Consider the following 15,351-nt stretch of genomic DNA (forward strand, 5'->3'; position numbering starts at 1 on the left):
AACGGTGAACAGTAACATAAAACGGCAAGATCATGCCTCGCGGACAAACGCCCGACAAAACCGGCCCAAAAACCAAAAACAGACACAAAGTTCGCGCCTCCGTGACCTAACGCCATGCTTGCTGTCTCGTCCGGCTTCCTGAAACCCGCTTGGCGGCCTCTCTCGCAAAGCCCTACCTTCATGGCACCGATGAAACGCCGTTCGCAACATGCCCTGCCGATCCCAGTTTGCCCCTTCAACACGCATCAGATTGACATATGACACCGCTTCACTCCGAAACTGAGCCACAGCTGCGGCAGGACTATCTTGCGACGATGATGCGTCTGGCACTCAGCTCTACGGCGGAAAATTTCGAAGCATCCATTCACACGGCACTTCGACGCACAACGGAATTTTTCAAGGCCAGTCGCGCATATGTCTATCAGATGCAAGAAAACGGGGCCCTGCACCTGATCGCTCAGTGGATTGCTGCGAGCGCGGTCGATCGGAACGCAGCGCCCTCAATATTGCCAGCCGCCGCAATCTCACCTTGGCGTGATTTGCTGAATGACGGCTTTGGCACCCGTGTCCGCGCTGGCGAGCGCTTTCCTGAGCCCCTTGCCGGCACCACCTGGCTAATTCCTATGAACGGCGAAGCCGGGTTGACGGGCCTCATTGGGATAGAGAACGCCAGCCCGGCCAGTATCGACATTGAAGCAGAAAATCAGTTCCTTGGTGTTGTTGGAGAATTGGTGCAAACAACTATGCGCCAACTGGGCGGACGCAAAGATCAAAATGCGCATGTCCGCAGATTGATACCCTATATCGAGCCGACGCAAGTTGATGCGGAACCACTGCAAGACCCGCACTGTATTTTCTGCGAACTGTCCGCCGGGGGGCGCGTAATGCGCATGGATGCCGCTGCACCCGAAATTGATATCGGACCCGCCAACGCCGAGGCGAGAATGATGATCGAGGAGGTTTTTTCGTCCGAGTTGACGCACGAAATCCGCCAAGCAATACGTGACGTTGACACGAACGGCCCAATCCAAGCCCGCAGATTTGAGTTGAAGGCTGCGAAGGGCATCCGCAAATACGACCTTTCAGTCGCATGCTTACATCGTGACTCTGGCGACGAGGGACCGAGGTATCAGGTGATCTTGCGTGAAGCCGGCTCTCGCATACCCCCTCCCGACGCCTCTAAACACCTTAGCCGCATCGTCGAGATGATCACGAATTTGACGACAATCGTCGATACCGAACAGCGGATTGTCTGGACCAACACCGCATTCGAAGAGCAAACGGGCTACGCGCTGCGCAACATCCGCGGGCTCGATCTGAGTGATTTGCTGATAGGCGAGGCGAGCAATCGCGAGACCGTACGAAATGTGAGGCGTGCGATCTCTGAAGGCAAGCCGTTTGAGGGAGAGAACATCAATTACGATGCAGCGGGAACGCCCTATTGGGTGACGTTCAACATGCAGCCACTCAAAGACACAACAGGCCAACTCTCTGGCTTTGTCTTTGTTGAAACAGTGATCACCAAAAGCCGCGAACTTGAAAGCACGCTGCGAGCTGAGCGTGACTTTCTTGCCGCTATCACCGAGACCGGCATCTCTGCAATCATCGCCTGCAACAGCGCAGGCGAATGCGTTTTTGCGAATGACGAAGCCAGACGGCTTTTGCAGACAGAAACGAGCGGCACCTTCCCGCCCGCCAGGGACTGGCCTCTAGCCCCTTTGAGCGACGACGCGGCTACCGCCCCTTATTCAGCACTCTCGCAAGTGATGGAAAGCGGGGCGAAGATCCGAAATATGATTATGGCACTAAACATGCCCGGCAAGGCCCAGCGCGTCCTGTCGATCAATGCCTCCCCGCTCACCGAGGCAGCGTCAAACGCGCGCATGCTTATCATCATGACGGATATAAGCCTTCAGTACGAGGCCGAAGAGGTCAAACGCCGCGCTGCAGCCAAGGCGCTTCACGACGCAGAATACGACAAGCTGAGCGGTCTTCCAAATCACCCCCATATGAAACGCCTGCTTGCATCGGCAATGACCGAGAGCTCCCAGGCCCCTTCCGAACTTTACTTTGCAATCATCGACCTTGATCGCTTCAAGCAGATCAAAACAGTCCTTGGATATGATCTCGGCGACGACCTCGTGCGAGCCACAGCAGCGCGACTGCGCAAGATTGCCCGCAAGGACATGGTAATAGCGAGATTTGGAGACGACTCCTTTGCATGTTTTTTCCGAAAGCCTCAAAACGAGGCCAAGGACCTGTTGAACCAAATCTGCTTGGCCATCACCGAACCGTTCGACCTGCACGACACCACGATCTTCATCACCGCCAGTATCGGCGTAACCACCCACAACTCAGCAGAAGCCTCCCCCCAAGCCTTGATCCGGCAGGCGGGAATGGCGAATGACTCGGCAAAGTCTGCGGGCGGCAATCGATACATCCTCTACACCCAGACAATGGACGCCCAGTTCTCGCGCCGCAGCGCCGTTTTGCAAGCGATGCGGCACGCTCTGCAAAGCGATCAGTTTGAACTGGCCTTCCAACCAAAATTCTCCCTGTCCGATGGTTTCGCGCTTGTTGGGACCGAGGCCCTTTTGCGCTGGAACTCTCCAGCTCTCGGCAGAGTTAGCCCCGCCGAATTCATTCCGATCGCGGACGCCGCGGGGCTAATCTCGGAAATTGACTTCCATGTGTTAGGGATGTTCGCACGTCAGCTTGGCAGCTGGTTGAGAGACGGGTTTGAGGTCAAAGCCAGCGTGAATCTCTCTCCGCAAAGCTTCGAAAACCCCACTTTGGCACCACATCTTTTAGAGCTTATATCCACGCATGGCGTACCTTTCTCGAACGTCATAATCGAGATCACAGAAACCTCTCTTGTGTCGTCGTCGCAAAATGCGTTTCATAATATTGATCAATTTCGACAAGCAGGCATCCGCCTTTCGATTGACGATTTCGGTACCGGCTATTCATCGCTCAGCTATCTGCAGCGACTGATCGTCTCAGAGATTAAAATCGACAAAAGCTTCATCGAGGGGCTTGGTCGCGCCGATGGAGCCGAAGATTCGGAGACCATCGTCCGCGCGATCTTGAAGCTAGCCAACTCCTTTGGATTGCGCTGCGTTGCCGAGGGCGTCGAGAACATGGCCCAATTGAGATGGCTGAAGGCCGAAGGCTGCCATACGATCCAAGGGTATCTTAGCGGCAAGCCCATGCCCCCTGAAACCTTTGCTGCGACCGCCTATCGACGTGGCGCCTCACTCAACCCAACGGGGAAGAGCGGAGCCTAAGCAACGTTCAGCCCAAAGCAGGCTTGACGAAAGTTCGTCGATTTGCACATCACGCCCACAACCATCGAGAAGGAAAGGGTCACAGACGCACCTGACCAACTCGGGGCCAAGACCAAGGCCAACACACCCTTCAACCTCCTAAAAAGACTGACTAAAATCAAATCAAATTTCTAGTCGCGATAACTTGCAACGCTCTACCAGCGGGCAGACTTCGCAATGCGTTTCGGAGCAGGCAAAAAAGCAACAAAATCGACAAAGACCTCAATGCACATAGAAATCATTTCTATACTCTAATACTACATGCATGTGTCTATCCTCAACTTTCAACCTATGGGCGTTCAACACAACAAGCGAAAGAGATGGACGTGACGACAAGAAACGCGGTTTCTCTTGCGAATATTTTCCTGCGCAGAGCGGTGCTAGGTGGGGTATTGGCTCTTGCAGCCTGCACCTCCGCCCCCTCGTTTTCGCAGCTTGGCTCCGCAGTGCAAACAACCACACAATATGCACTTGGCCGCCTAAGCCAGCTTTGGGCATCTCCTGAAGATGCGTTGATCATGTTGCACCGTCAGGTGGGCACGGAATACGAGCAGAAAATTGGTTTGGCAAACCCTACGACACTGCCGGGAGATAATTTCTTGCTCCTAATGGCGCTCGCTACGAATGGACGGACGACAGGACGGTTCGAGCTGAACCAGTTCATCGAACACGCAGGCGGCGTGCCCGCTCCCTTCAAAAAAATCGACGAACGAAACCTTCGCAGCACCACCGACAGCCTCGGCGTCTATTTCTGGCAGGAATATGATGCCGGAAGGCAGACACGCTGTGTCTTGGCATTTCGTCGCCTAGAGCCCCATGCCCGCGTTCTGCCGAAGGGGGCCAACGCGATGGATGTGATGCTGCGCAATTGCGTCCATGGCTCCACCCAAACAGCGTTGAAACCTATTCAAGATGCTCAAATCCGACTTGGTGTGGTGGCAGATGTAAGCACGCGGTCGGGTGGCAATCTGACATTGTCACCCCTTGCGGCGCCTTTGCAATGACGCGGCCGATCCATCACGAAAGCAGACCTTGACAATGAGCTTATTTGGCGCCCGAAGCACCACGCGAAATGCACCTACATTCATTTTGTGGTGTCTTGTTCTCGTTCCCATCGCCGTTCTGATCAGTGTGCCCACTTCGGTCTCGGGTCAGGCCTTCTTGGGTATTGTTGCGGTCGCCACGGTCGCGATCCTCAAGCCGTTCGCCACAAAGATCATCCCGCGCTTCGCACTCTTGGCTACGGCCTCGGTGATCATCTCGCGCTACTGGATATGGCGGGTCACCGAAACTTTGCCCGATCCTTCGGTTTCGGTATCCTTCTTCGTTGCCTTGCTTTTGTTGTTGGTCGAAACCTATTCAATCCTCGTATTTTTCCTGAACGCCTTCATCTCGGCGGACCCGACCGAACGGCCGTTCCCTCCCCAAGTGTCGCCCGAGAAGTTGCCGACGGTCGATATTCTGGTGCCCTCCTATAACGAGCCGGTCGAGATGCTGAGCGTCACGCTCGCCGCAGCCAAGAACATGATCTACCCGCCCGAGAAACGCACGGTCGTCCTATGTGACGACGGGGGGACCGACCAACGCTGCAACTCCTCAGACCCTCAACTGGCTGCAGCATCCCGCAAGCGGCGGGCAGAACTTCAGGCGCTCTGTGCCAATCTTGGCGTGAAATACTCCACCCGGGCACGCAACGAAAATGCCAAGGCCGGAAACATGAGTGCAGCGCTGGAAACGCTGTCGGGGGATCTCGTCGTTGTGTTCGATGCCGACCACGTTCCTTCGCGAGACTTTCTCGCACGTACCGTAGGGTATTTCGTCGACGATCCGAAACTTTTCTTGGTCCAGACACCCCACTTTTTCATCAACAGCGATCCTATTGAGCGCAATCTGCGGCTACCGCGCAACTGCCCCCCTGAAAATGAGATGTTCTATTCTCAGATCCACCGCGGACTGGATCGCTGGGGCGGAGCCTTCTTTTGCGGCTCGGCCGCCGTACTGAGGCGCGCGGCCTTGGACAGCGTTGGCGGTTTTGCCGGTGAGACGATCACGGAAGATGCCGAAACGGCGCTGGAGATCCACGCCTCCGGCTGGAAGAGTTTTTACCTCAACCGAGCCATGATTGCAGGATTGCAGCCCGAAACTTTTGCTTCTTTCATTCAGCAACGCGGCCGATGGGCCGCAGGCATGATGCAGATGCTAATGCTTAAGAACCCGCTATTTCGGAAAGGTCTGCGGCTGCCTCAACGGCTATGCTACATCAATTCGATGAGCTTCTGGCTGTTTCCGTTGATGCGGCTCACTTATCTTTACGTTCCGCTTATCTACCTGTTCTTCGGGGTTGAGATTTTTGTAGCAACCTTCCCAGAAGTAATGGCCTATATGCTGAGTTATCTCGCGATTGCCTTTATGGTTCAGAACGCAATTTACAAGCGTTTTCGCTGGCCACTCATCTCGGAAATATACGAGATCGCGCAAGCGCCCTACCTCGCCCGGGCAGTACTCCGGACGGTGCTGCGACCGCGCGGGGCACGGTTCAACGTTACCGCCAAGGATGAGACGCTGAACGAGGATTACATCTCACCGATTCACTGGCCATTGACCTTTCAATGGTTAGCCATGCTATCCGGGGTCGTGGCGCTCGTGGTACGCTGGATGTTGTTCCCCGGCGACCGACCCGTGCTAAGCGTCGTGGGCGGATGGGCTGTTTTCAATTTCCTTATGGCGTCCGTCGCTTACAGCGCCATTTCAGAGAAACAGCAGCGACGGGCCTCGCCACGTGTGGACATGAATGTTGCCGGAAAAATGTGGTCGGCCGAAGGCCTGGAAACCGATGTGCCTCTGGAAGCGCCTGTTACTATTAAGGATGCTTCGACCACCGGTGTTCGTTTGTTGCTGGAGCAAGCCGTTGCTAACCCAAAGCTTCAAGCGGGCAGCCGTGTCTATTTCCAGCCGAAATTCGTGAATTCGCCACATCTGGAGGCCCCGGTTCTGGCACGTATCAGAACGGTCTCCTCCACACCCAATGGACAGATGCTTGGGTTGGTGCTGGAGGCCGGACAACCACAGAATGTTCAAGAAGCCGTTGCCTTCCTGATCTTTGGCGACAGCGAGAACTGGCTTCGGGTTCGACGCTCATTGGAGACTGGCAAGGGCGTGATCACGGGATTTGCCTTTGCGGGATCGCTATTCATCCGCGGCTTTCCTAATTTGCTGCTGGAGCTTGGACGCGCCTTTGCTCGGCGCAATAACGTCGACGCTACCGGAGTGGCGGAACGCCCCCCTGCGCACCTCCTGGCCTTCGGTGTGGATATCGATGCCCAAGAGCGTGAGGAGCGTCAACGTGCCCTCGAAGAGGCCAACGCAGCCAAAGAGAGCGTTTTGTGATGAGAAAACAGCGAAATCGCGTTGGCATCAAACTGGCTGTTTTGGCCATTGGCCTTTTGATTGGGCCATTTCGTGAAGCCCTTCCCGCGCAAACCATACCTGGTGCGCGTGGAGCTCTTTCGACCTCCCAACCACAATTGATAGACCTGAGTCCACTGCTTGAGACTTTGAAGGCGCAAGCCGACCGAGGTGATGCCGCGAGCGAGCCAGCGATGTCGTTGCACCAATATGCGCGCAAGACGGAAGCTGGCCCATCATCCCTCGCACAGCCTTCGCATTTGCTGCTTCTGCCATTCCAAGCCGATAGGGCAGTGACCGACCACGTCATGCGCCTTACAGGCGAACGCCAAACTGCCCACCTCACGCTAGATATTCCGGCGCTCAAGCCGGTCGAAGGTGTTCAATTACGCTATCGTAACAGCATCAATGTGCAATCCAGCCAATCGCGGATCCTGATCAACGTAAACGGAACCCCGCTTCCAGCGGTCGCCCCGGCTGCTTTCGAAGGCTTCAAGACCATCTCTGTGCCCTCAAACCTCTTGGTTGAAGGCCGCAATACCATTACGGTGCAGGCCAAACAGGCGCATCGGATTTTCTGCGGACCCAAAGCAAGCTTTCAGATCTGGACTGAGTTCGACCTGGCCCAGAGCGGCGCTATCGTTTCATCTACCAATTTGCCCACTGATGCCAATGGCTTTAGAATGGCTTTGGCCGCTCAGGTGGGACGCTACGGTCGCGTGACTGTGCGCGCGGCCGGCGAGCCGCCCCAAACGTTTATGCGCTCTATGTCAGAAAAGCTCTCCGCTGCCAGCGCTGGCACCCAGGCGATCACCCTTGTTACGGAAGGGCTCTACGCCAACGGCGCAGCTACACATCCAATCGCACGGATAACCCTGCGCGACAATCTACCCACGCCATTGGAGGTCAGACGCGGCGCTGATGGGGCGGAAGTCTTGATGCTGAATCCCAAAGCCAAAGACGTTCTGTCCGCATTGGATAAGATTTTACCACAATCTGCTCCGGTGCCGGACATCGGTAAGTTGATGCCGGGCGTCGCGACAAGCCTAAAGGAACTGCAGTTCACCGATCTCAACGCGTATAATCGGTATACAGAACAGTCTTTGCAATTCCGGCTGCCTAACGACTGGCTTATTCTGTCCTCTGCCAAGGCCACCTTGCGTCTGTCATATGGCTTCGCAGCAGATTTGCCGCAAGGCGCATTGATGCTGGTGAAAGTTGATGGGGTCACTGTTCGATTGCTGCCCTTGGACACAAACGGCGGCAAGGTGCAGCCCCCACTCGACATCAGGTTTCCGGCGAATATACTCAAATCGGGGGTTAACAACGTGACCTTTGTCACAATCGCACCTGGTAACCCGCCAGATCGTCCCTGCCCCAAGAGCGACACGCCCCTCATGACGATCCTCGACGGATCTTCCCTGTTGGTTCCGTCCTCACCGCGCATGAAATTTATCGGCATGAATAGCCTGGTCGCCGCGCTCCGTCCCAACCAGCTTGTTGCGAGCGGGTCCGCTGCACTCCAATCGCACATCGAAAAATTGACGACAACACTCGCATCGTCTTTGCGTCCAATCAGTGGCATACCGCCGATCAGCGATGCACAGTTGAAGATCGTTGCACTCGACAACCTGCAAAACGTCTCGCTCGGAAAGCTTGGCGTACAACCGCGCACCCTTGAAAACGTGTTTTTTGGTGCGCCTGACACACGAGCCCAAGCGTCGATCGAGAACCCGGATTATGGGTTTTTCAACGCCTCGAAGCTGCTCTTTTCGCTGGAGGCTATCGGCAAAAAAATTTCCGATCTCGCCCAGCCGGGCGATCCACCTCTCAAGGAGTGGCTTGCAAACCGGCGGGGGAAAGCCGCCCTCGTGCTCACCGACCCCAAACGTCCGCATAAGCTCTCGCTGATCGTGCCTCCGAATAGCGATGCGGCCCAAATCGCCGATGCGATCGCACGAGCGCGGCTGTCCTCCAACGCGCCACGCGGACAATTCTCCCTGCTTACGGAAGACGGGAAGTGGGAGAATTGGCAGGACGCAAGTGCTCCCCCCGTGCTGGAAGAACCCTTGAGCCTTGGGAACTTCAGGGCTGTAGCGGGGAATTTCGCATCATGGTCGCCGTTGTATTTTGTTCTGTTGCTGTTCGGCCTGACCGTTTTGTCAATCGTTCTGGCCCTGGTATTTGTCATCTCAACCAGAGGGAAACGTAAAAAATGAATAGAAGGGCAGCTTTGCGCACAGTCGCCAGTGTCGGCCTCTTTCCCCTGCTAGGAAGCACTTCGGCGGTGGCGCAGTCGATGCCGAACAGCCTCGCGGGCCCAAACCAACCGCTCGCCGAGGCCTGGTCGGCATGGAAAGCTGCCTTTTTGAGCCCTGAGGGCCGTGTCATCGACAAGCTGCAGCAAGGGGCTAGCCATTCAGAAAGCCAAGGCTATGGGCTACTCATGGCCGCACTTTTTCACGACAACGCAACCTTTGACGCGATCTATCGCTGGACCGAAGCCAACCTTGCGATCCGCAGCGATGCGCTTCTCGCGTGGCGCTGGCTGCCCAATCAAACGGTGAGCGTTGCCGACCGGAACAACGCCACCGATGGTGATCTATTCTATGCATGGGCGCTCGTCCTCCACAGTCGGGCAACCGGAATGCTATCCCTGCGACGTCGCGCGACTGCGATCGCCGAGAGTCTGGTCAAGAACTGTGTTGTTGAGGCCAGGGACGGATCAGGGCGGCTTTTGCTGACACCCGCCGCTGAGGGCTTTGCGCGCAAGAACGCGCAGATCATCAACCCGTCCTATTATATGCCGCGCGCGATGCGCGAAATTGCCGCCGCCACTGGTATCAACGCTCTCGCCACATGCGCCTCGGACGGCGAGGCCTTAATGACCGACCTGGCCACTCAAGGGCTGATGCCGGATTGGATTGAGGTTGGCACGAGCGGCATGACACCGGCGGTAAACATGTCGGACAAGAATGGATACGAGGCAATGCGTGTTGCGCTGTTCCTAATTTGGTCGGGCAATGCGGCACACTTGGCCGTTGCAGATCAAGTGAGAGCCTATTTACAGGCAGAGACCAGCGGCAACCTTCAGAACGGCGAATACGTGACCGTAATGGACCGAAAGAGCGGTGCGGTTCTTGAGGCAAGCTCAAGTCTTGGCTACGGGGCGCTTGCCGCTTTTTCAGAATGCGCCTCGCACTCCCGATTCGGAGCGAAAATTCCGTTCTTTCGAACCGACGAACAACCCTACTATCCTGCGACGCTGCATCTTATGACCCTAATTGCGCAGATCGTTTCTGCCCCCGAATGTGTACCGATATGAAATATCTCCCTCGCGCTTTTCGGCCCGCGACTCTCTCTATGACCTTTGCGGCAGCATTGCTCTTACATGTTCAAGCCGACGCACAAAACGCTCCAAGTGCTGAAGACCTGCGTGCATTGCGCTTCTACATTGAGAACAATGATGAAGCCGCTGTGAAGGCTGAAGCCCGCCAACTGAAATTAAAATTCCCGAATTGGACACCGCCTTCCAATTTGGCAGATCTCTCGCAGATTGAACCGACAACAGAGATTTCCGATATCTATACGCTCATTTCACGCGGTGATATCGATGGCGCGCGCAAGCTCGTCCAGCAAGTCTCCGAGAAATATCCGACGTGGAAAGTTCCTGCGGAAATGCAGAACCAACTTGATCTAGCAGAAAGTCAAGCGAAATTTGATCGCGCCATCAGCGCAGAAGATACCGCGGCGGCGATCAACATTGCATCTCGGTCCCCTGTATTGATGAGCTGCAACAGGATCAATAATATCTGGCAGCTTGCCAAGCTGCAAATCAGCAATGACAACGCACGCGGCGCACTGGCTGCCTATCGCCAGATCGTCGGCACATGCACAAATACGCCAGACATCATCGCGACGATTGAGAAAGCCGAGAAAGTAACGACCAACCAACAGCTTATCGGCTTGGTCGATCTTGCAAGACAGAGGTTCCCGTCCCAAGCGACAACCTTCAGGGGCTTGCAAGAGCGCCTGCTCAAGGGGCGCGGCACCCAAGCGACAAGCCCCAAAGCGGCTGGCGCCGAAGCCAAGCCGAGCAGTCCCGCAAAGCTGACCACACCAAAGCCTGCTACCCAGGTCACCACTGCAACGGCTCCAAAGCGCACTCGCTTACCGTTGCACGGAGATCGGCGGCTGAACGCCACGCGGGCAGCCGCGAAAGCAGGAAACAACCACGCATGCCTGGCGAATTCTGCCAACCCGCGCTCGATCGATATCGCCTATGAGCGGGCCTGGTGCGCTTATAATCTTGAGCGGCCGCTTGAAGCCATGGCTTATTTCTTAGCCGCATCGCAAAGCGGGCTGAGTGGCGATGCTATCCGCGACGCCAAATTCGGCCTAGCGCTGTCTTACCTCAAGCTGGACATGACGGAGGAAGCCGCACGCATCGCGGCCCAGACCTCTTATACCCCGTCACAACGTCGCCAAGTGGAAGCCATAATTCTAAACCAGCGCGGTATTCAGGCTTATGATCGCAAGGAGTACCAGCACGCAATTGATTATTTCGATGCGCTAGAAGAGATGGAAAATGGTTTATCGCGCGATCTCGCCCTTTTGCGCGGCTATGCTTATCTTAACATCGGCGACACCACCGCCGCACGCAAGCAATTCGAGACGCTCAATGATGTGCTATCAACCACAGATACGCGCAAGGCGTTGCGCATACTATACTCTCAGGCCCCGTGACGAGCAGATCGGGAGAGCCTGATTTTCGCAGTTTTTCCCTGACGCGCCCCTAAACCGATCGGGAAACGCCGCCCCTTGGCTGTCTCGCGCGCGCAGCGCTCTACCCGAAGAAAATTGACGGTCAAGATGAAAATCAACGTATTAACAAGCTCAACGATGATCAGAAAAGGCGTTTAAATATACTGCATCGCCCCCAAAATGGAAAGGCGCGCTAGTTGGCGGCGCGTCTTCAATTCCTCTAGAAACCTGTTTATTTTCAGGAAGCCGCTTGGGTTCGACGAGCGCCAATTATCATGCCCTGACCTGTTCAGGCTGTCGTAGAAGGTTATCAGTGGCAGGACAAAAAAACTGTGCGCTACGATTATCTGATGTCTTGGGGTTCGAAGGCATGACCATGTAATCAGAACAATATTTCTCTGATGCCTCCCGCAGCGCACGCGCCATTTTGAGATACCCGCCATAGCCTTTTTTGCTGTGCATCAACTCATACCAGTCCGCGACCGGAGCTGCCAGCTTGAGCGGCATCTTGTCCGACCAGATCCCTGTGCGAATCTGGATTATGCCACCTTCTAGATACTCAATTTCGATGTGGTCTGCGGCCATGAAAATCTCCGCCTGTATATAATAAGAGCCAGCGGGGCGCGCGACGCAACCGGGGCCATTTGAAAATAAATAGAAAAAAATTTTATCGCTAACCCGACTTTCGTAGCAATGAAACGGGCCACCAGTTATTGCGGATTTCCTGACCTTGTGTTCATATAACGTTGAGTTGATCTACGCTCGCGTAATGTCATGAGGCGCATTGGGAGATTTGAGCTACCCCCTGAAATTCGGACACTGACATAAGCTACGATTTGCAGTCTGCTGATCTTCGACGAGAAGGAGATCAGAGATGTCGAAACGCAAGCAGCACGCGCCCGAGTTCAAGGCAAAGGTCGCGCTGGAAGCCCTGAAGGGTGAAGAGACAGCGGCCGAGCTGGCGAGCCGGTTCGGGGTGCATCCAACGATGATCCATCAATGGAAGCGGGCCTTGCTCGAAGGCGCGTCGGGCGTGTTCGAGCGCGGGGGCCGAAGGAAGCCCGAGATCGACGAGGAGCAGGTGAAGGAGCTCCACGCCAAGATCGGGGAGCTGGCGGTGGCCAACTCTTTTTTGGAACGAAAGCTGAAGCCTTGGGGCGGGAAGTGAGGCGTGGCATGATCGAGCCGAACCATTCGGATCTGTCGATTGGGCAGCAGTGCAAGCTGCTGTCGATCGCACGCTCATCCTATTACTACGAGCCGAAGGGCGAAACCGAACAGAACCTCGGCCTGATGCGGCAGATCGACGAGCAGTTCCTGGAGACCCCGTTCTTCGGTGTCCGCCAGATGACCTGGCACCTGCGTAACGACGGCCACCTGGTGAACGAGAAGCGGATACGGCGACTGATGCGCCTGATGGGGCTCATGCCGATTTACCAGAAACCCAACACAAGCAGGCCGGCGAAGGGGCACAAGACCTATCCCTACCTGCTGCGAGGTCTGCGGGTGGATCGCCCGAACCAGGTCTGGTGCTCGGATATCACCTACCTGCCCATGCGGCGCGGGTTCCTCTACCTCGTGGCGATCATGGACTGGCACACCCGCAAGGTTCTGTCTTGGCGGATCTCGAACACCCTGGAGGCCGACTTCTGTGTCGAGGCGCTGAACGAAGCCATCCACAAGTTCGGCCCGCCCGAGATAATGAATACGGATCAGGGTTCTCAGTTCACGTCCTTCGCTTGGACGGATCGGCTCCGCCGGTCGGGCGTGCGCATCTCGATGGATGGGAAAGGCCGATTCCTCGACAACATCTTCATCGAGCGGCTGTGGCGAACCCTGAAATACGAATGCGTCTACCTGCATGCCTGGGAGACAGGATCGGAGACAAAGGCGGCGATCCGGAAATGGATGACCTTCTACAGCCACCAGCGCCCGCACTCAGCCCTCGGCGGCAAGCCACCGGCGCTGGTCTATGGCCAGAGAAATGATATCAACCAACCCGGTCAGCAGATGCAACGAGTAGCTTAATTTACGCCAGATCCTGTCCAAGAGATGGGGAGTAGCTCAGGAGTGAAGATGAGACAGAAACCCGGAACAGCGAAGCCGACGGCGGAGTCGATGGTGAAGGACATCCGCCGGCGCACGCGTGGTCTCCTCTTCGGAATGGGCGTCCTGCATCGAATTCACGATCAGGCCCACCAGAAGGTTCACCACTGCGAAGGTCGTGACCATGATGAAGGGCACGAAGAAGGCCCAGGCCAGAGGGTGGGTTTCCATCACTGGGCGCACAATGCCCATCGACCAGCTCTCGAGCGTCATGATCTGGAACAGCGAATAGGCTGATTGTCCCAGCGAGCCGAACCACTGCGGGAAACTCGCGCCGAACAATTTCGTCGCCATCACGCTCGCGATGTAGAAGATGATGCCCATCAATAGGAACACGCTGCCCATGCCCGGCAAGGCGCTGATCAGTCCTTCGACCACCCGGCGCAGGCGTGGCGCGACCGAAATGATGCGCAAGAGCCTCAGCACGCGCAGCGCCCGCAGCACGCTGAAGACCTGCGCGCCGGGCAGAAGCGATACACCGACGATGGTGAAATCGAACAGGTTCCAGCCGGAGCGGAAGAAAGCTAGCCGATGCACCACGAGCTTAAGTCCAATCTCGATCACGAAAACCGACAGGCATAGCATATCGAGCAGCCGGATCAGATCGCCAGCCAAGGCTATCGCGCGCTCCGACGTCTCCAGTCCTAGAAGCAATGCGTTGAACAGGATCACGGCCGTGATCGTGTTCCTGAAAGCTGATGTGTCGAGCGCCATCGCGATCCGGTCGCGCAAAGTCATACGGTCCCCCTCTTATTGGCGGGAGGGATATGGTTCTTGGACGGGGGTTGCGCAACCTTACCCTTCAGCAATGAGTGCCTTGGAAAAATCGTTGCGCACCGTGCCGTGTCCTACTTCAGCGAATGTGATCGGACCAAGCAGACGGTGCGAGTGGCGTGGTCGCGCTGGAGGGGGACGAGGGCCAAGTTGCTGTCAGGTTGGCCGATGTCGGACCCACAGTCTAGGGAGGCAAGCTGTGCCCCTGCGCTTACGTTCCAGCACGTGTTGCGTCGAGAACTTCTGCGAGATTGGCAATGCAGCCGCCATGCGTCATGCGTAAGGTTACCTCTTCCGAGGTGTGAGGCGCGCAATCACTCAGTGCGCTTCTTCATCTTCCGGGCCTGCATCGCAGCCACCACCCTCGAAGTAGGCACCGCCGGAGATCGGTTGGCTCTTGAGTCATTGCACTTCTTCCTCGGTGAGGTCACCAAAATCAGCCGCGAGACGCTAGTAGTCGCGAGCGCGTTCAAGCATCACCAAAAGGCCTCACCACAAGCCCCTTCCAACCTACGGGATTGGTGGGGAAGACCTTCGGGCTGGTGAGGTCAGTCCGGTCGCTCCTGCGAGCGGATGTATTCCTTGATCGTTTCCAGCGGGGCGCCGCCGCAACTGCTGACGAAGTAGCTCGGCGACCACAGGGCGCCGCCAAGGCGCTTCAGGCTCGGGAAGTCCCTCCGGAGCCGCCGCGACGTTGTGGTCTTCACCGCATTTGCAAAATCGGCGACCGCCTCGGCGGGCGGCAACGAGAACAGGATATGGATGTGATCGGCCTCCGCGCTGAACTCCTCCAGCGACCCGCCGCGAACATCGCAGCGCTCCCGGATCGCAGTCTCTGCCGCCCGCAGCATTTCGGATGTCAGCACCTCCCGGCGCTGTTTCGTCACCAGAACCATATGGTAGTGGATGCTAAAAATGCAATTATTTGTATGTCTGTAGTATTGATATGTCATTTGGGAACCAATATAATAATTAG

10 protein-coding genes are annotated in these 15,351 nt (G+C 56.3%); 7 read left to right on the forward strand and 3 right to left on the reverse strand.

The window, feature by feature from the left end; genetic code table 11:
* Positions 1-257 precede the first annotated feature (257 nt).
* The 6 genes from AXZ77_RS03735 (at position 258) to AXZ77_RS03760 (ending at position 11,477) form a co-directional block, all read left to right on the forward strand.
* A complete protein-coding gene (locus AXZ77_RS03735) occupies positions 258-3,287 on the forward strand; it encodes an EAL domain-containing protein (protein ID WP_098410094.1) in 3,030 nt (1,009 codons plus the stop codon).
* Between the two features lie 359 nt (positions 3,288-3,646).
* Positions 3,647-4,330, forward strand: coding sequence for a hypothetical protein (locus AXZ77_RS03740; protein WP_141536218.1), 684 nt, complete (start codon positions 3,647-3,649; stop codon positions 4,328-4,330).
* Positions 4,331-4,364: 34 nt separating this feature from the next.
* Positions 4,365-6,713: a UDP-forming cellulose synthase catalytic subunit gene (gene bcsA, locus AXZ77_RS03745; RefSeq protein ID WP_098410096.1), complete on the forward strand. Its 2,349-nt coding sequence runs from the start codon at positions 4,365-4,367 to the stop codon at positions 6,711-6,713.
* Positions 6,713-8,950, forward strand: coding sequence for a cellulose biosynthesis cyclic di-GMP-binding regulatory protein BcsB (locus AXZ77_RS03750; protein WP_098410097.1), 2,238 nt, complete (start codon positions 6,713-6,715; stop codon positions 8,948-8,950). Before bcsA ends, AXZ77_RS03750 begins: the two co-directional genes overlap by 1 nt.
* A gap of 80 nt (positions 8,951-9,030) precedes the next feature.
* On the forward strand, positions 9,031-10,056 hold the full coding sequence (locus AXZ77_RS03755; RefSeq protein WP_098412428.1) for a glycosyl hydrolase family 8: 1,026 nt from the start codon (positions 9,031-9,033) through the stop codon (positions 10,054-10,056).
* 38 nt (positions 10,057-10,094) lie between these two features.
* Positions 10,095-11,477 (forward strand): hypothetical protein, encoded by a 1,383-nt coding sequence (locus tag AXZ77_RS03760; RefSeq protein WP_098410098.1) that lies wholly within the window; start codon positions 10,095-10,097, stop codon positions 11,475-11,477.
* 291 nt (positions 11,478-11,768) lie between these two features.
* On the opposite strand, the gene AXZ77_RS03765 is transcribed toward AXZ77_RS03760, so the two are convergent.
* The gene (locus AXZ77_RS03765; protein ID WP_098410099.1) at positions 11,769-12,080 is read right to left on the reverse strand and encodes a hypothetical protein; all 312 of its coding nucleotides are present in this window, start codon (positions 12,078-12,080) and stop codon (positions 11,769-11,771) included.
* A gap of 289 nt (positions 12,081-12,369) precedes the next feature.
* On the opposite strand from AXZ77_RS03765, the gene AXZ77_RS03770 reads away from it, so the two are divergent.
* Positions 12,370-13,523 (forward strand): IS3 family transposase gene (locus AXZ77_RS03770; protein ID WP_098410100.1). Its coding sequence is split into 2 segments (ribosomal slippage): positions 12,370-12,643 and positions 12,643-13,523, totalling 1,155 coding nucleotides; the frame shifts between segments, so codons are not numbered across the junction.
* Positions 13,524-13,559: 36 nt separating this feature from the next.
* On the opposite strand, the gene AXZ77_RS03775 is transcribed toward AXZ77_RS03770, so the two are convergent.
* Complete coding sequence (locus tag AXZ77_RS03775) at positions 13,560-14,339, reverse strand: ion transporter (RefSeq protein WP_098410101.1); 780 nt, start codon at positions 14,337-14,339, stop codon at positions 13,560-13,562.
* 584 nt (positions 14,340-14,923) lie between these two features.
* Positions 14,924-15,328, reverse strand: a complete 405-nt coding sequence (gene tnpA / locus AXZ77_RS03780; protein WP_098410102.1) for an IS200/IS605 family transposase — start codon at positions 15,326-15,328, stop codon at positions 14,924-14,926.
* Between the last annotated feature and the right edge of the window lie 23 nt (positions 15,329-15,351).

This window comes from Thioclava sp. ES.031, assembly GCF_002563775.1.
Taxonomy (GTDB): domain Bacteria; phylum Pseudomonadota; class Alphaproteobacteria; order Rhodobacterales; family Rhodobacteraceae; genus Thioclava.